The following is a 22,720-nucleotide window of genomic DNA, read 5'->3' on the forward strand; positions in this document are numbered from 1 at the left end:
CCGGCACGACCTCGTCAGAGCGTGCCCACCGCCGTGACGCGCACTGCAGCGACACCCAGTTCGTCTGATTCGGCCAGGTCGATCGTGGCGCTGATACCCCAGTCGTTGTCGCCGGCAGGGTCGTGCAGAATCTGCCGCACCTCCCAACGGTCGGGGTGCGTCTCGATCATGATCATTGCCGGACCCCGGGCATCGGGCCCGGTGCCGATCTCGTCGTGAATGGCGAAGTAGTCGTCCAGTGCCTCTGCCCACTTCTCGGCGGTGAACCCGGCGGGGCCGTCGAGTTCGCCCAACTCGTCGTAGTGTTCCAGCGCCGCCAGCTGCACCCGGCGGAACAGCTCGTTGCGCACCAGCACCCGGAACGCGCGAGTGTTGCGGGTCACACCCGGCGGCAGCGCCGGCGGCGCGTGCGGGTCGGGATGCTCGACGCCCACATGCGGGTGGGACAATTCTTCCCACTCATCGAGCAGGCTCGAGTCGACCTGGCGCACCATTTCCCCGAGCCACTCGATGATGTCGTGCAGTTCTTCGTTCTTGGATTCGTCGGGGATGGTCTGCCGGGCTGCGCGGAAGGCGTCTGACAGGTAGCGCAGCACCTGCCCCTCCGAGCGCGCCAATTTGTAGAACGACACGTATTCAGCGAACGTCATCGCCCGCTCATACAGGTCGCGTACCACCGATTTGGGTGCGAGCTGAAAATCGCCGACCCACGGTTGCGACCGCCGGTAGGTCTCGAACGCCTCCATCAAGAGCTCTTCGAGTGGCTTCGGATAGGTGACACTATCCAGCAGCTCCATGCGGCGGTCGTATTCGATGCCCTCGGCCTTCATCGCCGCAACCGCTTCACCGCGCGCCATCGACTCCTGCGCGCGCAGCACCGGCCGCGGGTCGTCGAGGGTGGCCTCGAGGATGGAGAACATGTCCAACGCGTAATTGCCGCTGCCAGGGCCGGCTACGGGCATGTCCGGGCCGCCACGGTCAGGTGCGGCCTGGTCTTCGGCCGGATCCATCAGATCGAACACGGCGAGGGCGAACGGCGACAGCGGCTGGTTGAGCGCGAAATTCGGTTGCAGGTCGACAGTGAGCCGAATCTTCGGGTGCCCGCCGTGGGGATCCGGTTCCTGCACCACCACGCCTGCGGTGCGCAGCGTTCGGTAGATGGCCAGCGCCTTCCTGGCCATCGCGAGTTGGCGCACACGCGGCTCATGGTTGTCTTCGATGAGCTGCCTGACGTTCTCGAACGCGTCGCCACCGCGGCCGATCACGTTCACGATCATGGCGTGGGTGATCTGCATGCTCGAGGTGAGCGGTTCCGGTTCGGCGGCGACCAACCGGGTGAAGCTCGGCTCCCCCCAGGAGACGAAGCCCTCGGGCGCCTTCTTGCGCACCAGTTTGCGCAGCTTCTTCGGATCGTCGCCCGCCTTCGCCAGCATCTTCTGGTTCTCGGTCTCATGGTCGGGTGCCTGCACGACCACGGTTCCAGCGGTGTCGAACCCGGCCCGACCGGCCCGGCCCGCGATCTGGTGAAATTCGCGGGCGTTCAGCTGGCGCATCCGGGTGCCGTCGAACTTGGTGAGAGCGGTGAACAGCACGCTGCGGATGGGCACGTTGATGCCCACGCCGAGAGTGTCGGTGCCGCAGATCACCTTGAGCAGGCCTCGCTGGGCGAGTTGTTCCACCAGCCGCCGGTATTTGGGCAACATTCCGGCGTGGTGCACGCCGATTCCGCTGCGGATGAGGCGAGAGAGTGTCTTGCCGAACACAGTGGTGAACCGAAACTCGCCGATCGCCTCGGCGATCTCGTCACGGCCCTCCCTGGTGATCATCTTGATGCTCGACATGGCCTGCGCGCGTTCGATCGCGGCCAACTGGGAGAAGTGCACGATGTAGATCGGCGCCTGGGAGGTGACGAGCAGGTCTTCGACGGTTTCGTGCACGGGGGTCTTCGCATAGGAGTAGTGCAGTGGTACCGGGCGCTCGACCCCGGTCACCAACGCCGTCTCGCGCCCGGTGCGCCGACCGAGGTCGTCGGCAATGCGAGTCATGTCGCCGAGGGTCGCCGACATCAGGATGAACTGCACCCGCGGCAACAGCAGGAGCGGTACCTGCCAGGCCCAGCCACGCTCGGGGTCGCAGTAGAAATGGAACTCGTCCATCACGACCTGGTCGACATCGGCATCCGCGCCGTGGCGCAACGCCACGTTCGCCAGAATCTCGGCCGTGCAGCAGATGATCGGGGCATCCGGGTTCACCGACGAGTCGCCGGTGACCATCCCCACATTTGCGGCGCCGAACACGTCAACCAGCGCGAAGAACTTCTCAGAGACCAGCGCCTTGATCGGAGCGGTGTAGTAGCTGCGTTTGCCCTCTGCGAGCGCTGCGAAGTGGGCGCCGATGGCCACCAGCGACTTGCCCGTGCCGGTCGGCGTGCTCAGGATGACGTTGGAACCCGAGACGATCTCGATCATGGCCTCGTCCTGCGCCGGATACAAGGTGAACCCGTTCGAAGCCGACCAGTCAAGGAACTCGCCGTAGACGGCATCCGAGTCGAAAACGGTCGGCGCGCGGTCGAGAAGGGTCATGCCCCAACCCTACGTGCCGCCACCGGCCTCCCCTTCCAGATCGTTGAGAGTGCAAATAGGTGCCCTCCGAGACGATCGGAAGGCACTATTGGGCTCGCTCAGGGAAGCCTGTGCTGCTCAGGATGCAGAAGCCGGGCGTTGGGGCAGATCCTGACGGGTTGCAACCGCCAACCGGTTCCAGACGTTGATGGCTGAGATCGCCATCAGCAGCTCGACCATCTCCCGCGGGCTGAAGACGTCGGATGCGCCGTCCCAGACGGCGTCGGACACCCCACCCTGACTGATCTGGGTCACCTGCTCGGTGAGCCGGAGCGCAGCCTGCTCGCGCTCGCTGAACAGGCCGGCAGCTTCGTGCCATCCGGCCAGCACATCGAGTTTGCGTTGGTCGACGTCGGCTGCGCGGGCCTCCTGCGCGTGCATGTCGAGGCACCAGGCACAGCCGTTCAGCTGCGACGCGCGTGTCTTGACCAATGAGAGCAGGGCTTCACCGAGACTCCCCGCGTGAATGTACTTCTCCAGCGCATACATGGGCAGGTACGCCTGGGGATCTGTCTCCTGCACCGACAGCCGCTGGGTGATGGAAGTGGGCCGCACCATGTGCTCTGTGGTCATGACTGTTCCCTTTCGCGATAGGCGCGCGTGTAACCGCCCCTTATGTCCCCCGCTTCCAGATTCGTCCGTATTGCCTCTCGCGTCAATGCCCCCGTCCCTTCAGCGCAAGAGCTTGACTCCCCCATGAGTGGGCGCAATAGTGCCCTCCCGAGCATTGGGAAGGCACTTGTTTGCGCCCTCAGTCGTGGCCGCACTCAGTGGTGGCTGAACAGAGGCGAGTGATCAGCCAGCACATGACGGATGCGTTGAAGAAGCTCGTCCGCATCTCTCGGGTCATCCGCATTTACGAGGAAAGGCACTCTTGCGAACACTCAGTGAAATGCATGCCCCGACTTACGCCGGCGGTGCGCTCGCATGCTGATTCCTGGCTGAATGACGATGGTGCCGCAGGATGAGCCAGAGAGTCGCGAGCCCGATCGCAGCGGTGACGGCCAAGGCGCTGACGAACAGCACGAATGCGAGGGTTTTGGCGTGGACTGCGGGCGATGCGATCAGTCCGACGTCGACGTGTTCCACGCTGGCCCCGGTGAGGATCAGCGCGAGCAACGCGGTGAGCCTGATCGAGGAGTCCCACAGAGCGTGCAGCAACGACACTCCCACGAAAGCGCCGAGGATGCCCAGAGTCGGGCGAAAATGGGTGCGTCCTCGCGCGGCTCCGAAGATCGCCGCACCGAGGATCGCCGTCCACAGGACGTGGCCGACCGGAGCGAGAATCGCTCGCAGGGCTTCGGTCTGAAGGAGCCTCAACAAGTCGACGCCGTGTGCGGTGATTGCGGCTTTGAATGCGTATCCGGCCGATTCGAAGGCCGCGAACCCAGCGCCGATGGTCGCCCCGAGCAGGGCGCCCAAGCCTGCAGTCTTCGGCATCACTCGCCAACCGATGATGACCAGAAGAAGAGCTTTGATGAACTCTTCGATGAACCCGACGCCGAGGTATGAGTACAGGCTCGACGTCAGTTTGGCCTCCAGGAGTGAGGCGCCGAGCACCCCGCAGATACCGCCGATGAAGAAGGCGATGATCACGTGAAGTTTGCTGATGTTGCCACCGATCCGTTCGAGGACGAAGAGCATCACGCAGAACGGGATCAGGAAACTTCCCAGCAGGATCAGTGTCGAAATGAGGCTGCTGTTGCGGGTGAGGGCTGTTACAGCCACCGTCGCAATCCAAAGGGCAAGCCCTGCGACCAGGGTCTTCCACCACCACCCGTGGTGGTAATGGCGATGAGGGTGCCTGTGCTTCTCAGGCCTCTCAGCCTTCCCAGACTTCTCCGACTTCTCAAGCTCCCCGTGCTTCTCAAGCTTCTCGTGTTGCTTCTGCGCACCGAGGGCCCGTGCACCCGACCCGGCCCGGGCCCGAACTGCTTCATCCATGGCGTCGTATTCCTCGGGATCGCGAAGCGCGGAGTTGGGGAGACTGTCGACCAGTGCCATCAAAGTACTCTCGCCGCAGAGGGGCGCCAATGAAGGGCTCTGGCAGCCGGGCCCCAAAGACACGGTTCGGCACCGGGGGACGCGCTGCTTGCCGCCTCAGTTTTCTGACAGCGGCGACGGCTAGAATCTGCCCAATGAGCACAACGATCGACCCGGATGACCTTGCGGTGACCCTGCGGGTTCTGGCTTCCATGGACGAGTTCGACGAGGAGCATCCGGATTTCGTCCAGGTGCGCCGCGCCACAGCCCGCATGTTCAAGGCTGTGAAGAAGAACCGGCGGCTCGAGAAACGCGCCGTGATCGCCGATGCCGACCGCGCGGTCGTCGCGGCCACAGCCACCGGTGCCCCCGACCGCATCGACGACGAGACCCGCGGCGTGCCGCTCGCAGCCGGCACCACTGCCCAAAGCGCCGGCACCCTCATCAAGTCGCGCGCCTGCTACATCTGCAAGCAGCACTACACCCGGGTCGATGCCTTTTATCACCAGCTCTGCCCCGACTGCGCTGCGTTCAGCCACGCCAAGCGGGATGCCCGCACCGACCTCACCGGCAGGCGCGCCCTGCTCACCGGCGGCCGCGCGAAGATCGGCATGTACATCGCTCTTCGCCTGCTGCGCGACGGTGCGCACACGACCATCACCACCCGGTTTCCGAAGGATGCCGCCCGCCGGTTCGCCCGCATGGAGGATTCCGGTGACTGGCTGCACCGGCTGCGGGTGGTCGGCATCGACCTGCGCGACCCGGCGCAGGTGATCGGGCTGGCCGAGTCGGTGGCCGAGCAGGGGCACCTTGACATCCTGATCAACAACGCCGCCCAGACGGTGCGCCGCTCCCCCGGTGCATACTCGCAGCTGGTCGACGCCGAGCAGGCGCCGCTGCCGGTCGGCCCGATGCCGGAGCTGATCACCTTCGGCCACACCAATGACGCACATCCGCTCGCTCTGGCCGCGTCGGTCGCCAGCCACCCGCTGCTGTCGCGCACGGGAGTCGTCTCGGCGGATGAGCTCACCGAGCTGGCGATGACCGCCGGCTCGTCGTCGCTGGCCAGGTTGGCCGCCGGCACCGCGATCGACGCGGGCGGCCTGATCCCCGACCTGCACGAGGAGAACAGCTGGACGCAGACGGTCGACCAGGTCGAACCGCTGGAGATGCTCGAGGTGCAGTTGGCGAACATGACTGCGCCGTTCCTGCTGATCAGCCGGCTGCGCGCCTCACTGGCGGCGTCGGATGCCCGGCGCACCTATGTCGTGAACGTCTCGGCGATGGAGGGGCAGTTCGCCCGGCGCTACAAGGGGCCGGGACACCCGCACACCAACATCCAGAAGGCCGGAATCCACATGCTGGTGCGCACGAGCGCCGGGGAGATGTTCGAGACCGACCAGATTCTGATGACCGCGGTCGACACCGGCTGGATCACCGACGAACGGCCGCATCCGACCAAGGTGCGCCTGGCCGAGGAGGGCTTCCATGCGCCGCTCGACCTCGTCGACGGCGCCGCCCGGGTGTATGACCCGATCGTGCGCGGCGAGGCGGGCGAAGACCTGTACGGCATCTTCCTCAAGGACTATAAGCCGGCGCCCTGGTGACTGAAACGTGGTGACTCCCGACGGTTCGCAGCCGGAACCCACGCCACAACCCGACTCTGCGCCGGCCCCGGAGCCGTATCCGCCACACCCGCCGGCGTCGAATGATCCTCTCGCCTTTCTCACCGCCGCGCCGCTCGGCACCCGTGTAGTGGCGCGCACGCGCATCCGGGGCGGTTTCAGCGATGCGCTCGGCTACCTGCGCTCCCGTGACGAGACCGGTTGCACGATCGAGGCCCGCCGTGGCCTGGTCACCGTGCTGTTCGCCGACCTGGTTGCCGCCAAGGCGGTTCCACCGCCGCCCGAGCGCCGGGCGCCCAGATAAACCGACGATCTGTGATTGCCTAATCCTGTGATTGCCTATTCCTGTGATTGCCTATTCGAGGCACGCACTGCGGCGCGATCGACACGACGGGCAGAATTCGCCTGACACCGCGTGAGCGTGCCGCCCCGCGCTCAGCCCGGCGGTGAGCCGGTGTCGTCGGTCTTCGGCAACCCGAAGCGGGCCTTGCCGCCCAGCCGTGGTTTCTGCTCGATATCCACATGCGGGGGCGGGATGAACCACACCTGACCGTCTTTCACCCGGATCAGCCAGCCGTCCTGGTGCACCCGGGTGTGACACGGGCCGCACAACAGCACACCGTTGTCGAGGTTCGTCGGCCCGGCGTCTTGTTTCCACCAGCGGATGTGATGGGCCTCGGTGAAGGCGACATCGATGCCGCACGAGGCGCAGCCGCCGTCACGTTCGCCGAGCGCGAGCCGTTGCGGCCAGGTGAACAACCGGGCCACCCGGCCCAGATCCAACGGCAGGCTCTGCCCGCCCAGCACCGCCGGGATGAGTCCGGCGGCAGCGGCCAGCCGGCGCACCGTGCGGGCGCTCACAGGTTGGTCCAGTCCGTCGATCCGGGCGTGCCCGAGACCGGTGGTCAACGTGTCCAGGTCGGTGCGCACGATCACCGCCATCGCCGGCGCCGACGGCATGCCCGAACAGCCGAGCACGTGCCGGGCGATCATCGCCAACGCATCGACCTGCAACTGCGCAATCGACCGGTCATCGTCGACCGCGGGTGCCGCACACAGCTCCCCGTCTGGCGTCGCGCGGCGTGCCCTGATCTGCCCGGTCACGATGGCCTCGATCGCGGTTTTGACCGGCGCCGCCGTCTCTGGGTCCATCCGGGCCGTCAACAGCACCATCCCGTTGCCGTCTTGCCGGATGTGCAATGACCGCTCGGCACGAAGCTGGTCCTCCAGCAGTTCGACCCCGTCCTGGTCAAGCCGCGCCTCCGCCTCCCGGATCACCCGCAGCAACCGGTCAAAGGTCAGATCAGCCGCACGGCCGGCCAGAATCACCTCTACCGCCTGCGCCTGAACCGGATCGGCCCGCAACGCCACCCGATCTAACATCGCGGTGATCGCCGCGGCCGCATCCACACTGATCGACCCCGCCGTCAACGCCTCCGCGACGGCCGGATGCTTGGAGGGCAACCGCTGCCCGGTCAACGACACCCGGCTGGCGGTCGCCCGCCCCACCGCCACCAGCCGGGCGGCGCCCGCCACGGCACCGCCGGTGGCCGCGGCCACCAACTGGGTCGGAGTCGCAAAACCTTGTCTTTTTGCCAGGCCCTCCCGGCCCAACTCGACCCCCGAACGCCTCGCCACCTCGCCGGCCACCCGCGCCAGCAGCGCCTCCGCGTCACGCACCAACCGGCCCAACGTGTCTGTGGCGGCCACCAGCCCGGCGTCACTCATCTGCTCCACGTCGGCCTGCACACGATCCGCCTGTGCCGCACCCGCATCGGCACCTGATCGCATCGCACCAGGGCGCGACGCACCCGCAGGCGCAGCGGCCTGCACAGAATCAGTGAGCACCGAATCAGTGGGCGAAGGAGCAGCCTGCCAACGAACAGCCGGCAAGGGGACCGTTTGCAGAGGAACAGCCCACTCCGCTGTCTCAAAACCCGCTGTGCCAAAACCAGCGGAACCAAGCCCCGGCGAACCAAATCCAGCGAACGCCGGCAAAGCTCCCGCCCAGGTCACGCGCAACGCCTCGAGGTCTTTCTGAAGGAGCTGCAACGGCTGGTTCATGCCCCAAGTGTCTACCGCACCACCGACATTCGACGCCCGAAAATCCCCGGAAACACGCGGATTTCAGCCCAAACTGCAACCGTTACCAAACCGTTACGCATCTGAGGTTCGTCGGCCCCATCCCACCTCTCAGAAAAACTCCTGAAGTGCCTTCGGGTTTTCGCCGTCAGCGGTGGCGACACCTCGCTGATTGAGGGATTTTGAGGCACGAAAAATCGTCTCGAAATCGAGGCGCACGCGTCAACCTGGTTCGTACCTGGCGGCTTCGAGACGGCCGCAAGCGGCCCTCAGCCAGCGTGAAACCAACGTGAAACCAACGCGAAAAGGGCTCGCCGCGGGGCCACACGCTGCTTGCGTCGCGCCTGGTAGCACCGCCGCCCGGCTACTCGGCGTCGCGCCGGCGACCGGGCTGCACCAGCCCCGACTCGTAGCCGAGAATGACCGCTTGCGGCCGATCGCGCAGGCCCAGCTTGGCGAAGATGCGGGTGATGTGCGTCTTCACCGTGGCCACGCTGATGAACAACCGCTCGGCGGTCTCGTCGTTGTTGAGCCCACCGGCGATCAGGCTGAAGATCTCGAGTTCACGCTCGGTGAGCACCGCGAAGACCGTACGCCGGGCATCTGGTGCCGGGCCGTCGGCAAAGCGGTCCGCAAGTCGACGGGTGATCGCCGCCGACAGCAGGGTGTCGCCCCGGGCGACCACGCGCACCGCCCGAACCAACTCGGGCGGATCGACGTCTTTCAGAAGAAAGCCGCTCGCCCCGGCCGTCAAAGCCTGGTGAACATAGTCGTCGACGTCGAAAGTGGTGAGCACGAGCACCCGGTCGGCGAGGCCGAGCTGCGCCAGGTCGCGGGTGGCGGCGAGGCCGTCGTGCCCGGGCATCCGCACGTCCATCAACACGACATCCGGGTTGTGGGCGCGCACTCCGGCCACCGCCTCTCCCCCATTCGCCGCCTCGAAGACCACTTCGATGTCCTCTTCGGCCTCGAGAATCATCCGAAAGCCACTGCGCACCAGCGGGTGGTCGTCGGCCACCAGCACCCGGATCATCCGACCACCCCGAACGGCAGGTGCGCGGTGACTGTGAACCCGCGGTCTGCGTCTGGGCACGCGACGAGCTCGCCGCCGCACAGGCGCGCCCGTTCACGCATTCCGTTGATGCCGTGGCCGGGGCGTCCGGGGCCCGTGCGAAGCGGGCCACGACTGGCCGTTTCCGGCGAACCCGTGTTCTGGATGCGCAGGTCGATCCGCTCCTGATCCACCTCGATGTGCACGAAGGCTTCGGCGCCCGGCGCGTGTTTCAGCGTGTTCGTGAGCGACTCCTGCACGATTCGGTAGGCGGCGAGGTCGACGGCCGGCGGAAGCCGGCTGATGTCGCCGACGGCGTCGACGCTGACCGGCAGGCCCGCGTCGCGCATCTGGGCGACCAGCTCGGTGAGGCGTCCCAGCCCCGGGTTCGCGCCCGCGTGGGCGTCGGGCACGTCGGCATGCAGCCCGAGCATGAACCGAAGCTCGGTCAGGGCGGCCTTGCCCATCGTGCGCACCGATTCGATCACGCTGCGGGCGGCGTCGCGGTCGGTGTCGATGATGGCCTGCACGCCGCCGAGCTGCACAACCATGACACTGACCGTATGGCTGAGCACGTCATGCATCTCCCTGGCCATGCGATCACGCTCGGCAAGCACGGCCTGCCGGGAACGCTCCTCCCGCTCGAGTTGAAGGGTGCGCGAGAGCTCGCGCAATTCGTCGATGCGCTCCTGGCGGCCGCGGATCATGCGCCCGACCGCCCACGGCGCCCCTGCCACCAGTCCGGTGAATGCATAACTGGGCAACTGGGCATCCAGACCCTCGGCGCCGAACGGAATACTGATCCAGACGCACGAAAGCGCGATGATTATTCCAGCGATGGCCCGGCGGCGTGCACAGTGTGCGGCAACCGAATACACCGTGATCACCAGAGCGATCACCGCGGCGTAGCCCTGGCTGGTGACGTCGGCGCCGAGCCCCTCCTGCACCAGCAGTGCGACCCAACCGACGGCGACCGACGCCAACGGGGCGATGCGCCGGGTGGCGACGGGAGCCGTCATTGCGACCATGCCCGCCAGGGCACCTGGCGTGAGCCCTTCAGAGACCAGCTGCAGCCAGCCGAGAACGACCAGGACCGTGGCGAGAATCACGTCGGCGACCACCGGATGCGCACGCAGGGCGACAGGGGCACTCCCGAGGCCACGGCGCGTCGTCATGGGCCAACCGTAGCCCGAATGGGGCCGGCACGGCATCATCCAACCGGACCTGTCGAATACAACCACGGTCGTACTCGCTTCGGAGCAGGGTCGGACGACGACGTCCCTCCCGGCCACCTAACGTGGGCTGCGTCGTCGCACATTCGGTGCGTCACGTGGAAAGGACTTGCCATGACGAACCGCATCCTGCCGGCCACCCTGCTGGCCGCACCCCTGACCGGGCTGCTGGCGGGGCTGCTGCTCCCGCAGCTTTCGGGAGGCGGGGCAGAACGGCTGGCGATCATCGAGGCCAACAGCACCCGGTTTCTCGCCGCCAATCTGCTCCTGCTGGTCTCTTTCACGCTCTTCGTGCCCGCCCTCGTTCTGATCGGCCACCATCTGGCTGAGAAGGGCTCCCGGTGGGGATACGTCTCGGCCATCGCCGCGGCAGCCGGCTGGATCCTGCACCTCGCGATTGTTGGCGGCGGGCTCGTTCAGTACCCAATGGCCGCCGCGGCCGACCGGGCCGCGATGAGTGAGGTTGCCGACGCCATGTTCGAGAGTGCATCATTCCTGGTGCTCGTCGTACCGATGCTGCTGCTTACCGCGCTGGGGATGCTGCTGACCGCAGTTGCACTATGGCGCGCACGCGTCGCGCCGCTCTGGGCAGCGATCGCGATCGTTGCGGCAATAGTCGCCGATTTCGTTGCCCCGGAGCCGTTCGATGTGCTTTCGCTCTACGGATTGCTGACGGTCGGGTTCGCCGGGGTTTATGCGGCCCTGGTCAGGCGCAGCCGAGAGGCGATGGTCGAGGAGCTCATTGCGGAACCTCAGCAGTCGCATCGCTGATCCCATCCTCAAGACGGATGAGTTTGCCGGGGTTCAGTATGCCCACAGGATCAAGCGCATACTTCACCGCACCCAGTACGTCTTCGGCCAGGGCTCCGATCTGTTCGGCCAGATACTCGGCGTGGTCACTGCCGATCGCGTGGTGATGGCTGATTGCCGCCCCCGACACAACAATGGCTTCGGAGGCGGCCCGCTTCACCCGCAGGCATTGCTCGATACCGTCACCCTCCATCCCGGCCACGAAGGTGTAATACAGCGAAGCGCCGCCCGGATACAGGTGCGAGATATGGGTCTGCACGTGGCACGGCGCCCCGTTCATCTCGAGCGCACCGGTGATCGCAGCGTGCACCGCCCGGTGTGTGGCATGCAGGTTTGCCCAGCTGGTCGCGGTCTCCAGAGTTTCGACGAGCACGCCCCGGGTAAGCAGCTCGTCCCGTCGGTAGGGTGCCAGAAACCGCCCCCGATCCCAGGCTCGCGCCGGCGAAGCCGTCACCGCCACGCCACCGTGTCTGCGAAAAACCCGCGCGCTCCGGCGCCTGCGCGCCGCCGTGCTCCCCCGTCTGCCCTCCCACACAAAGATGCCGAGGGCCGGATGGGTGTGCCCCCGCATCTGCAGGTACCGCCGCAGGTACTCCACACTGCGCCCTCCCGCCAGCCTGAGATTCGCGTCGGTCTCATCGACGTCGCTCAACCGGCACACGGTAGGCACCTCACCATGCTCATCACCCTGGATGAGCTCCCTGAGCGCCTCGGCACCGGCCTCGAACGACGGGAACGACCACGCCCCGAACGCCTTCTCCAGGGGCTTCGGCACGATACTCACGGTCACCTCGGTGATGATGCCGTACACGCCCTCACTGCCGATCAGCAGGTCGAGCAGGCCCGGCCCGGTGGCGGAGGCGGGCGCGTGACCGCCCAGCCGCAGGGTGCCGGCCGGTGCCTCCACCCGCAACGCGGTGATCAGTTCGTCGCTGCGCCCGTATCCCGCCGATGACTGACCGGCCGAACGGGTGGCCGCATAGCCGCCGAGGCTCGCCTCCTGGTGGCTCTGAGGCAGGTGCCCGAGGGTGAACCCCCGGTCGGCCAGGGCGGCCTCGAGGGCGGGTCCGCGAATCCCGGCCTGAAATACCGCGGTGCGTGAGACGGGATCCAGTGACAGCATTCGGTTGAGGCGATGCAGGTCGACGCTCACCACCGCATCGAAGCGGCCGGGCGTGGCTCTGACGCCCCCGACAACGCTGGTGCCGCCGCCGAACGGCACGACAGCGATCTTCTCCGCCGCGCACACCCGCAGAAGATCGGCCACCTGCTCGCTGGTCTCGGGGCAGATGACGGCATCAGGGGCTTCACCGGCGACCCCTGCGCGAATGCGCAGCAGATCGACCGTGCTCTTGCCGCCAGCATGCCGGATCCGCTCGGTGCGGTCGGTGAACACGGCATCGCTTCCGACCGCGTCCCGCAGCAGGGCCAGTCGCCGTTCATCCAATCGGCTGTCGCCGAGGCGCACCTCGGACAGGTCCACCGGCAAACGAGTCGGCGAAATCGAGCCCAGCCGCAGCTCGTCGGTCAGATAGGCCAGCGCGTGCTCGCTGAGCGGCTCGGCCAGGGCCGGGTCTCCCCAGCCGTACCAGACCGAATCAGCGATCGATTGGGTGATGTCGGCCATGGGATACAGTGTGTCATGTGTGGCCGTCGCCCGAGAGTGATCGCCGGTTTCCGGCGTCCTGGATCAACGATGCCACCCGCGCCATCGCGCTGAGACACGTCGCGAAACACCGTCTCGATGTGATCGTCATCGGGGGCGGGATCACCGGTGCAGGCGTCGCGCTCGATGCGGCAAGTCGCGGCCTGCGCGTGGCCCTTGTCGAGTCACACGATCTGGCATCCGGCACCAGCCGGTTCAGCTCGAAACTGGTACATGGGGGCCTGCGCTACCTCGCCAGCGGTGACGTTGCGGTGGCCTGGGAGTCCGCCATCGAACGCGCACGGCTGATGCGCTTCATCGCCCCACATCTGGTGCACCGACGTGGCTTCCTGATTCCGAGTGAGCACGGCTCACCGCGCCGCGAATACGTGCTGTCGGGGGTTGGGGTCGCGATTGCCGATTTGATGCGGCACGCCACCGGCCTGCCTGGCAGCATCCTGCCGGCGCCACGACGCGTCAACGCGGCCACCGCGCACCGGCTTGCCCCGGCTCTTGCGGAGGGGAGCCTGCGCGGCGGCGTTCTCTATTTCGACGGCCAACTCGAAGACGACGCCCGACTGGTTCTGGCAGTCGCCCGCACCGCGGCGAAGCTCGGAGCCCACATCATCCGCGATGCCCGGGCGGTGAGCGCCACTGATACGAGTGTGGTCATCGACGATCGGCGAAGCGACACCCGACTCGTTCTCGAGGCACAGGCGGTGATCAATGCAACCGGGGTCTGGGCGGCCGACCTCGACCCTCAGTTGAGCGTGTTGCCCAGCCGGGGCTCACACCTGGTGGTGCGCTCCGCGCGATTGGGCCACCCAAAGGTTGCGTACACCGCACCGGTTCCCGGCCACTTCGGCCGGTTCGTATTCGTCCTGCCGCAGCCGGATGGCCTCTGCTACATCGGGATCACCGATCAGGAAGACCACACCACGGACGGCCGTCACCCCGTGGTGCCGGATTCCGACGTCGCGTTTCTGCTCGACATCGTCGGCCGGACCATGGAACACCCGCTCACGCCAGGCGACGTGGTCGGCAGCTTTGCCGGGTTGCGACCACTGGCAAGCTCCGGCGGCGACACCGCCGATGTGTCCCGACGTCACCTTTTGAACGACATCCCCGGGAATCCGATCAGCATCATCGGCGGCAAGCTCACCACGTACCGGCGCATGGCCGAGGATGCGGTCGACGCCGCCGTGGCCAGAATCGACTCCGGCGATAACCCCTGCCGAACGCGCCGCTTGCCGCTGGTGGGTGCCGCAGACGCGCGCTACCTGGCTCACCTGCGTGCGCGATCGGCTGCCCGGCTGGTACGCCGGTTCGGCACAGAGGCTCCGGAGGTCGCAGCACTCGCCGGCCAGATTCCCGATGTGGCCGGGCCGTTGTACGAGGGCTGCCCGGTTCTGGGCGAGGAACTGCTGTTCGGTGTTCTGGCCGAGGGGGCGAGCGACATCGATGACCTGTTGGAGCGCCGCACCCGGCTGAGCCTGGTTCCGACGGAGGCAGCCCGGGCGCGTGAGAGGGCCGAGCGCATTCTGGGCCGCGGCCGCGAGCTTCTGCAATCAGGCTGAATAGCCTCGCATCAGTACCCAATGCCGGGCAATATCGGTTCAGGTTCTCCAATGATGCCAGAGTGGGAACATGCAGAACCTGACCCTGCGCGGCGGCGTCGGCGCCCGTGTCGACGCCGCGATCGAGATCAAACGCTCGCGCTTCCTGACGAGGCTCGTACGGGTCGAGCGTGAGGAGGAGGCGCGGTTGGTGGTCGACGAGGCTCGGCGCGAACATTGGAAGGCCCGCCATCATTGCACCGCCTTCGTGCTCGGCGCGAATGGTTCGGCAGACCAGATCCGCCGCTCCAACGACGACGGGGAACCTTCCGGCACTGCCGGGGCTCCCATTTTGGCCGCGTTGCAGGGGGCTGGTTTCATCGACAGCATCGCCGTTGTGACCCGCTATTTCGGCGGCGTGCTCCTCGGTGCCGGCGGTCTGGCCCGCGCCTATTCCGAGGCCGTGGTGGCAGCGATCGAGCTCGCACAGAACAACAGCCTGGTGGTGCGACGAACCGAGCAGGCGCTCTTTGCGCTCACACTCGACCACGCGACCGCAGGGCAGGTCGAAGCCGAACTGCGCTCTCGCCGCGTCGAGGTGGTGAAGGCAGGTTACGGGGAAGAGGTCGAACTGATGCTCAGCCATCCCGACGGTGACGCCCTCTCGGCCATTGTTGCCGACCTGACCGCGGGTCGGGCAGTGATCAAGCCCCGAGGCACCCGCTGGATCGACGTCGAGCCGGCTGCGCATTGACGGCTTCGAACGGTTGGAGGGCGGGACCAGCGGCTTCGGTCATCCGCCCACCCAGAAGCCTCGTCCGGCAAACCAGTCACCGCCCGCATCGTCCGTGCCGCGCTCCGACGTCGGCCCCCGGGAGCCGAGGTACGATTCCACGACCGTGGCATCGAGACCGTCGAGCTCCGGGGCGATGACCCGTCCTGAGACCCGGCGCGCAATCGTGTCCATGAACCGGGCAAGACCCGGGTCGTCTCCCAGTCGGAAGAACGTGGTCTGGGCGCCCAACCGCTTCGAGTTGTCGAGTTCGTGGAGGGTGTGCGCGATGGTCAGCGGGTGCGGCGGGTAGGAAAAAGAAGCCTCACCGCCGGCCTCCAGGTGGGAGGTCGGCTCACCGTCGGTGACGATGAGCAGCACCGGTTGCGAGTCCGGATGGTTGCGGAAGTGGCGATTGGCCAGCAACAGCGCGTGATGCAAGTTGGTGCCTTTGTCCCACTCCGCTTCCAGAGCGGTGATCTGTTCGATTTCCATCACCTGCGCGAAGCGGGCGAACCCGATCAACTGCAGGTGGTCGCCGCGAAAACGGGACCGGATCAGGGTGTGCAGGGCGAGCGCGGTGCGCTTCATCGGCACCCACCGGCCGTCCATCTCCATCGAGAACGACGTGTCGACCAACAAGGCGACCGCCGCCTGGGTGCGTGCCTCGGTCTCTGCGATCTCGATGTCGTCGACGGCGATCAACGGACCGTTGCCCCCGCCGGCGCGACGCTGAAAACTGTTGAGCAGTGTGCGCGGGATGTCCCAGGGCTCCGTGTCGCCGAACTCCCACGCCCGCGTGGCGCCCGAGATCTCCCCCGCCGCGCCGGACTGGCGAAGTTCGCGCTGCCCGGTTCGACCTGACATGCGCGTCGCAATGTCACGCAGCAGAGATCTGCCGAGTTGACGCATCGCCTTGGGGGTGAGGGTGAGCTTCCCCGACCAGTCGCGGCGCAGTGTTCCGGTCTCGCGCAGCGCCTTCTCCAGCTCGCGCAGTGTGTTTGCTGCGACGGCGGCATCGCCCCCGAGCTGGCGGGAGAGACTGTCCAGGTCAACATCTTCCATCCGGGCGTCGCGGTGCGACTGGGAAAGCTGTTCGGTCAGTTCGTCGAGCTCCGCGATGTCCTGCAGCACCCCTGTCCCGTCTCCGAGGCCGAGTGGCTCGTCCCCTCCGAAACTCTCGGAGCCGCCCCAGTTCTCCCCAGGCCGCAAGGCCCGCAGGTTCGCATCCAGTTGCGTCAGCGTCGACATCAGCTGGGGTGTGCCGAAGGCCTGCGCCGAGAGCTGCATCAGTTCTTCGCGCTGCTCGGTCGTCATCGAGTTGAGCATCCGTTGGGCTGCCGCCGCGCGCTGCGCCAGGGCGTCGATCAATTCATCGATGTTCTGCGGGTGCTCAGGAAAATAGTCGCCGTGCTTGTCCATGAAATCGTCGAAGTCGTGCGGGGTGTCCTCCCCCAGGCGGTGCTTTTCCAGCAGAGCGTTCAGGTCGCCGAGCATCTGGTTGATGGCCACCCGGTCTTCGTCGGTGGCATTCTCCAGCGCCTTCTTCAGACCGGCGAATCGTTGATCAAGCAGTTCCCTCCCGAGCAGGTCTTTGATCTTCTCGTAGTCAGCCCGAGCCTGGCGCGACTGCCACGCATAGTCGCTCAACTCCTGCACCGCGGCCGCAGTGGATGGGGGCAGGCTGTCCAGGCGAAGCTGGGCGAATTCCCTCAGGTCGTCGTCCATTTCCGTGTCGCGCGCCAACTGCTTGCGCTCCTCCAGCACTGCATGCTCCAACAGTTGCCTGGCCTGCTCGAGGGTGCCATCGAGGTTGTGTCGACGGAGCAGCATGCGCCGCCGCTTGGCCACCCGGCGGGCAAGATCGTCGAGTCCGCTCTGCCCGCGCCCTCCCCTTCGCAGAAATTCGTTCAGCGCACGTTCGGGCGAACTGCCCGCCATCACGGACTCGCCGATGGCGTCGAGTGCCTCGGCGATCTCGACCGGCCCGGCGAGTGGGTCCCCGCCCTCGTAGCGGTGGAAACGTGAACGGATCTCAGCCATAGATGGTCTCGCCCCCTTCGGCATCCTTTCCGATCTTTCGCGAGAGGTAGAGGCCCTCCAGCGCCAGCTCGATCGCTGCGGCGCGTTCGCCCTCCGCCGTGGCTCCCAGCCGATCGCAAATCTCCTCATAGAGATTAGATTCACCCAGAACCGGCAACTGCTCGAGAAACTGTCTGGCAGGAACCTGCTCGCCTGTCAGCGCCATCGCGCCGTTCTCGATCACCGCGACCAGGACTGAGAAGTCCACCCCGCGAAAACAATGCCGCACGGTGTCGGCGGTCGCGGTGCGCAACAAGTGGCCCAGCACCTCTGACTCCCGCCCCTCCTCACCGGTCTCGAATTCGATCTTTCCCCCGAGTACCGCGACGGCCGCTTCGAGGTCGACCACGCGTGCGACGGCGTTGTCTTCTCCCTGCGACATCGCACGGTGCAGTGCGGCGGCCGCGATCGTCTCGGCCCCGGCGATCGCGACCCGCGCGCTCACACCGCTGCGCTGGTCAACCGCGCTGGACTCACGCAGGTTGCGCGTGAATCGCGCCAGAATCTCCACCAGGTGGTCGGGCACCTCGGCTACGAGGTTCGTCTCCTGTCGGATCACCGCGATCTCGGCCTCGATCCGTCTCGGGTAGTGCGTGTGGATCTCGGCTCCGAACCGGTCTTTGAGCGGGGTGATGATCCTGCCCCGGTTGGTGTAGTCCTCGGGGTTGGCGCTGGCCACGACCAAGACATCGAGCGGCAGTCGAAGCACATAGCCTCGAACCTGGATGTCGCGCTCCTCCATGACATTGAGCATCGCGACCTGGATCCGTTCGGCGAGGTCGGGCAATTCGTTGATCGCGACGATGCCGCGATGGCTGCGCGGGATCAGTCCGAAATGGATGGTTTCCGGGTCACCAAGCGAACGACCCTCGGCCACCTTCATCGGGTCCACATCGCCGATGAGGTCTGCCACCGAGGTGTCCGGGGTGGCCAGCTTCTCGACATAACGCTCATCACGATGTCGCCAGACCACCGGCAACGCGTCGCCCAACTCCAGAGCCCGGCGCTGAGATTCATGGGTGATCGGTTCATAGGGGTGCTCACCGAGCTCCGAGCCGCCGATGACCGGCGTCCACTCGTCGAGCAGACCGGCGATGGTGCGCAGCAACCGGGTCTTGCCCTGGCCGCGTTCCCCGAGGAGCACGATGTCATGGCCGGCGATCAGTGCCCGTTCCAGCTGCGGAATGACCGTGTCCTCGAAGCCGTGCAAACCGGGCCAGGGATTCTCACCGGCGCGCAGCTTTTCGAGGAGGTTGTCGCGAATCTCACTCCGCAACGCCTTCTGGAGGTGGCCGGAGTGGCGCAATTCTCCGACGGTACTGATTTTGGGGGCCCGCGTCACCTGATCGGTCACCTGTCTAGGGTAACCCCCGATGCTTCCAACGGCACCTCGAAATCAAGCGGCCACCCACGGTGCAACCAGGCTCGGCCGGGCTGGCCGACGCGCAGTTACCATCCCGCCGGCTCCGGGAATAGAGTGCCACTAGAGCAGGTGGAGGACGATCGTGGATGCTTCGCTCGATGTTCCGTGGCGTCGCCCCGGCCGAATCACGTATGCACGCGCGCGCCTCGCAGCGTTCATCCGGCCGCCGGTCGCTGTGACGCCCGCCCCCGCCGACCTGCAGGTGCACCGCGATGTTGCCGTGCCGATGAAAGACGGCGTACTCCTGCGGGTCAATGTATATCGGCCCCCGGGCGATGAGCCCGTGCCCGTCATCCTGTCCGCCCATCCGTATGGCAAGGGCAACCACCCGCATCGCACCCGGCGCGGCTGGTCACTGAACTTTCAGTACCGCATCATGAACCAACCCGCACCGGTCGAATTCTCCAGCGAGACCGGCTGGGAGGCCCCCGACCCGGTGTGGTGGGTCTCTCAGGGCTACGCCGTCATCAACGCCGACCTGCGCGGAGCCGGCACCTCGGAGGGGGTCGGCTCCCTTCTCAGCGACGCGGAGGCGGCCGACGTCGTCGATCTGATCGAGTGGGCCGGCGCTCAACCCTGGTCGACGGGAAGCGTCGGTATGCTGGGCGTCTCGTACCTCGCAATCTCGCAATACAAGGCAGCCGCGCTCCACCCGCCCAGCCTGAAGGCGATCTGCCCCTGGGAGGGCTTCACAGATGCCTATCGCGACTTCATGACTCCCGGTGGCGTTACCGAGAACGGCTTCGCGAGGATCTGGCTCTTCATGTCCATGCGCGTCGCCCGGCTTCGCGTCAATCTGGGCCGGGAGCGCAAGGCCCATCCGCTGCACGACGCGTGGTGGGATGCCCTCACGCCCGACCTCGCCGCGATCACCGTGCCGATGCTCGTCTGCACCAGCTTCTCAGATGACAACGTGCACAGCTCCGGGTCGATGCGCGCGTTCCAGCGGGTCGGCTCGACGGATCGGTTCGCCTACGCCCACCGCGGCCCGAAGTGGTCGACCTTTTATGGCGAACCCGCTCGCACGGCGCAACTGCAGTTCTTCGACCGCTACCTGAAGCAGAAGGATGTGCCCACGTTGCCACCACTACGCCTCGAAGTGCGGGAGAGTGCCCACGAGATCGTCGCGGTCCGCGCCGAGCAGGAGTGGCCGTTGGCCCGCACCGTCTGGACAGACCTGTATCTGGCCGACGAAGGAGTCTTGCGGCCGTCGCCGGGTGACGAAGGAAGGATCCGGTTCGAGCTGAGGCGCACGGCGGCCGCGTTCACCTGGACCGTCGGTGAGAATGTCGAGCTCACCGGCCCCCTGGCCTTGAAGGTCTGGCTGTCGTTGGAGCGTGTCGACGACGCCAACATCTTCGTCGGGGTCGAGAAGCGCCGGGCCGGTCGTGCAGTGGACTTCGAGGGGTCGTATGGCTACGGCCGTGACTGCGTCGCCTCCGGCCGGCTGCGCGTAGCTCTGCGCGAACTCGACGAGGACCTCTCGACGCCCCAGCAGCCCGAGCACACCTTTCGCACGGCGCAGCCGCTCGCCCATGGCGAGATCGTTCCCCTGGAGATTCCACTCACCGGCTCATCGACGCTGTTCCGGGCCGGAGACGAGCTGCGCGTTCTCGTCGCCGGACGCTACCTCCAACCGCGCAATCCCCTGTTCGGCCACTTTCCGGCGCACTATGTGCCCAGTGAGCCAGGTTACGGGATCGTGCACTTTGGCGGCGAGCACCCCTCGAGACTGCTCGTGCCGGTGGTGCCGGCCGCCACGCAGGAGATTTAGCAACGACGACGGGTCTCCCCGTCGCCGTGCATAGAGTGTGTTGCCGCCCTCAGACGGCCTTCGCCTGCTCCGAGGCAACCGCTGGGGTCACCCGAACCTGCATCGTGACCGGTTCGGTGTGCGGGCCGTCCACCATGTTCGACAACTCGCTGCGCTCGGGCTTTGACAGGTAGCGCTCGCTTGAGTCGTCCAACTCCCGCAGCCACGGCGTGTGGTGCCGGGCCGCCATGGTTCCGGTCATCACCGAGCGGTGCCGGCCGTCGCGATAGGTGAGCACATTGGTCTGCTTGTCCTGCGTCCACTGCACGAAGATTTCGACCACGGTGTCGAGGTCGAACATCGGGTAGTCGGTGGCGCCAATGAGGTCGCGGATGTAATCGGCCTGGAACTGGATCTGCTCCCGGGTGGTGCTGAGGGCATCCTGCCGGGCGAGCCAGGAGTCGATCGAATCACGCTGCGTGGCCGCATCGGGCAGCGACACCTCGCCGAGGATGACGTCACGCACGAACCACGCCTGCGCATCGAACATGTTGAACGTGAACCACTGGTCCTGGGCGCCGAGGTAGAACAACTTGTTGTTCTTCTCGGAGACGACGCCACGGTACAGCGTGTCGGGGTACAGACAGTTCGGCGAGTCCAACGCCAACTCCGTCGGCAGGAATGGGTAGTGGTGCAGGTAGCCGGTGCAGAGCACCACGGCGTCGAAGCGCCGCGACACGCCGTTGGAGAAATGGGCGACCGAACCCTCGAAGCGGTCGATCAGCGGCAACTCTTCCATGCCTTTGGGCCAATCGAGTCCCATCGGCTGGGTGCGGTAGCTGAAAGTCACCGAGCGGGCGCCCATCTTGTATGCCTGCACGCCGATGTCCTCGGCCGAATAGCTGGCGCCGATCAGCAGCACGTCCCTGCCGGCCAACGACTCCGCGCCGCGGAAGTCGTGTGCGTGACGCAGGCTGCCGGGGAACGTGTCGATACCCTCAAAGTGAGGCACGTTCGGCACGTTGAAATGGCCGGAACCGACGATGACGTGGTCGAACTCAGAGGTCTCGGTGACCTTGTTGACCAGGTCTTCGACGGTCACGAAGAACGTGCCCGTGGATTCGTTGTACTGCACCCAGCGCACCGCAGTGGAGAATCGAACGTAGTCGCGCACGCCGGTCTTCTCGACCCGGCCGTTGATGTATTCCCAGAGAACCTCACGGGGCGGGTAAGACGAGATCGGCGTGCCGAAGTGCTCATCGAAGGTGTACTCGGCGAATTCAAGCGCTTCTTTCGGCCCGTTCGACCAGAGGTTGCGGTACATGCTCGAGTGCACGGGCTCGCCGTACTGGTCGATACCGGTGCGCCAGTCGTAGTTCCATTGGCCACCCCAATCATCTTGCTTCTCGAAACAGACGATGTCGGGAATCTCCCGCCCCGCCCGCTTCGCTGACTCAAAGGCTCGTAGCTGAGCCATTCCGCTGGGTCCTGCTCCGATGATTGCGATGCGCTTCTGCAAATATTCCTCTCCGGTTCCAACCTTGTCTGCCACCACGGCATTGCCTCGGGCGGAAATCGTGCCAGGCCCGGCGCCATGAAATGCGTCTGCCGAGCCAGTCGCGAAAGGCGTCGCAACACCACTGCTCAGCAGAAATCCCGCAACTGTGTTCGCGCGGGAAGAACTCTTGAAATATAGCATGGCCGTCTGAATCCTCTCTGGGCGCGCGCCGCTCAACAAGAAACTGGGAGCTCTCCGCAGCTCTTTGCGCGATACCCCCACCGGGTATACAATTGGAGGCAGACACCCGCTGGCAACGATCAGGAATGAGGCCTCGCATCATGGTTCAGACCGTCTATACCGTGACCGGCATGACCTGTGCGCACTGCGAACGCGCCGTCGCTGAAGAAGTGGAACGAATCGTCGGCGTGACCGCTGTCGAGGTGAGCGCGAAGACGGGGCTGCTTGGGATCTCCAGCAACGCAGCGATCGACGAAAAATCGGTTCTCGCGGCTGTGGATGAGGCCGGCTACGAGGCCGCGCGAGCATCATGAACGTCGTTATCCAGGCGAGGCCGCCCGCTACGA

General features: G+C 66.2%; 17 protein-coding genes. 7 read left to right on the forward strand and 10 right to left on the reverse strand.

Annotated elements, in window-relative coordinates; translation table 11 throughout:
- Positions 1–14: 14 nt before the first annotated feature.
- From DL891_RS02915 to DL891_RS02925, 3 genes are all read right to left on the reverse strand, one after another.
- Positions 15–2,582 carry an RNA helicase gene (locus DL891_RS02915; RefSeq protein ID WP_111718933.1) on the reverse strand — a complete coding sequence of 856 codons (2,568 nt, stop codon included), beginning with the start codon at positions 2,580–2,582 and terminating at the stop codon, positions 15–17.
- A gap of 117 nt (positions 2,583–2,699) precedes the next feature.
- Positions 2,700–3,194, reverse strand: a complete 495-nt coding sequence (locus tag DL891_RS02920; protein ID WP_198668743.1) for a carboxymuconolactone decarboxylase family protein — start codon at positions 3,192–3,194, stop codon at positions 2,700–2,702.
- A gap of 333 nt (positions 3,195–3,527) precedes the next feature.
- A complete protein-coding gene (locus DL891_RS02925) occupies positions 3,528–4,625 on the reverse strand; it encodes a PrsW family intramembrane metalloprotease (protein ID WP_232818978.1) in 1,098 nt (365 codons plus the stop codon).
- Positions 4,626–4,759: 134 nt separating this feature from the next.
- Between DL891_RS02925 and DL891_RS02930 the strand changes: the two genes are divergently transcribed.
- Positions 4,760–6,211, forward strand: a complete 1,452-nt coding sequence (locus DL891_RS02930; protein ID WP_111718934.1) for an SDR family NAD(P)-dependent oxidoreductase — start codon at positions 4,760–4,762, stop codon at positions 6,209–6,211.
- Between the two features lie 7 nt (positions 6,212–6,218).
- Positions 6,219–6,533, forward strand: coding sequence for a hypothetical protein (locus DL891_RS17255; protein WP_198668764.1), 315 nt, complete (start codon positions 6,219–6,221; stop codon positions 6,531–6,533).
- A 131-nt stretch (positions 6,534–6,664) separates the two neighbouring features.
- On the opposite strand, the gene DL891_RS02940 is transcribed toward DL891_RS17255, so the two are convergent.
- From DL891_RS02940 to DL891_RS02950, 3 genes are all read right to left on the reverse strand, one after another.
- Positions 6,665–8,077 carry an HNH endonuclease signature motif containing protein gene (locus DL891_RS02940; RefSeq protein WP_198668744.1) on the reverse strand — a complete coding sequence of 471 codons (1,413 nt, stop codon included), beginning with the start codon at positions 8,075–8,077 and terminating at the stop codon, positions 6,665–6,667.
- Between the two features lie 598 nt (positions 8,078–8,675).
- A complete protein-coding gene (locus DL891_RS02945) occupies positions 8,676–9,344 on the reverse strand; it encodes a response regulator transcription factor (RefSeq protein WP_111718936.1) in 669 nt (222 codons plus the stop codon).
- Complete coding sequence (locus DL891_RS02950; RefSeq protein WP_157962361.1) at positions 9,341–10,537, reverse strand: sensor histidine kinase; 1,197 nt, start codon at positions 10,535–10,537, stop codon at positions 9,341–9,343. Before DL891_RS02950 ends, DL891_RS02945 begins: the two co-directional genes overlap by 4 nt.
- 171 nt (positions 10,538–10,708) lie before the next feature.
- Between DL891_RS02950 and DL891_RS02955 the strand changes: the two genes are divergently transcribed.
- Positions 10,709–11,365, forward strand: a complete 657-nt coding sequence (locus DL891_RS02955; RefSeq protein ID WP_111718938.1) for a DUF4386 family protein — start codon at positions 10,709–10,711, stop codon at positions 11,363–11,365.
- Here the strand turns inward: DL891_RS02955 and DL891_RS02960 are convergent.
- On the reverse strand, positions 11,334–13,031 hold the full coding sequence (locus DL891_RS02960; RefSeq protein WP_111718939.1) for an FAD-binding oxidoreductase: 1,698 nt from the start codon (positions 13,029–13,031) through the stop codon (positions 11,334–11,336). The genes DL891_RS02955 and DL891_RS02960 overlap by 32 nt on opposite strands.
- A gap of 17 nt (positions 13,032–13,048) precedes the next feature.
- Between DL891_RS02960 and DL891_RS02965 the strand changes: the two genes are divergently transcribed.
- On the forward strand, positions 13,049–14,626 hold the full coding sequence (locus DL891_RS02965; protein ID WP_111718940.1) for a glycerol-3-phosphate dehydrogenase/oxidase: 1,578 nt from the start codon (positions 13,049–13,051) through the stop codon (positions 14,624–14,626).
- 70 nt (positions 14,627–14,696) lie between these two features.
- The gene (locus tag DL891_RS02970) at positions 14,697–15,359 is read left to right on the forward strand and encodes a YigZ family protein (protein ID WP_111718941.1); all 663 of its coding nucleotides are present in this window, start codon (positions 14,697–14,699) and stop codon (positions 15,357–15,359) included.
- A gap of 39 nt (positions 15,360–15,398) precedes the next feature.
- Here the strand turns inward: DL891_RS02970 and DL891_RS02975 are convergent, their stop codons facing one another.
- A complete protein-coding gene (locus DL891_RS02975) occupies positions 15,399–17,420 on the reverse strand; it encodes a VWA domain-containing protein (protein ID WP_111718942.1) in 2,022 nt (673 codons plus the stop codon).
- Positions 17,413–18,801, reverse strand: a complete 1,389-nt coding sequence (locus DL891_RS02980) for a sigma 54-interacting transcriptional regulator (RefSeq protein WP_111719111.1) — start codon at positions 18,799–18,801, stop codon at positions 17,413–17,415. Before DL891_RS02980 ends, DL891_RS02975 begins: the two co-directional genes overlap by 8 nt.
- Positions 18,802–18,964: 163 nt before the next feature.
- On the opposite strand from DL891_RS02980, the gene DL891_RS02985 reads away from it, so the two are divergent.
- Positions 18,965–20,656: a CocE/NonD family hydrolase gene (locus tag DL891_RS02985; protein ID WP_198668745.1), complete on the forward strand. Its 1,692-nt coding sequence runs from the start codon at positions 18,965–18,967 to the stop codon at positions 20,654–20,656.
- Positions 20,657–20,705: 49 nt separating this feature from the next.
- Here DL891_RS02985 and DL891_RS02990 read toward each other — a convergent pair whose 3' ends face one another.
- Positions 20,706–22,190, reverse strand: a complete 1,485-nt coding sequence (locus DL891_RS02990) for an NAD(P)-binding domain-containing protein (protein WP_368665615.1) — start codon at positions 22,188–22,190, stop codon at positions 20,706–20,708.
- Between the two features lie 284 nt (positions 22,191–22,474).
- Between DL891_RS02990 and DL891_RS02995 the strand changes: the two genes are divergently transcribed.
- A complete protein-coding gene (locus DL891_RS02995; protein WP_111718944.1) occupies positions 22,475–22,687 on the forward strand; it encodes a heavy-metal-associated domain-containing protein in 213 nt (70 codons plus the stop codon).
- Positions 22,688–22,720: the final 33 nt, after the last annotated feature.

It is taken from the genome of Homoserinimonas sp. OAct 916 (genome assembly GCF_003260275.1).
In the GTDB taxonomy this organism is placed as follows: Bacteria; Actinomycetota; Actinomycetes; order Actinomycetales; family Microbacteriaceae; genus OACT-916.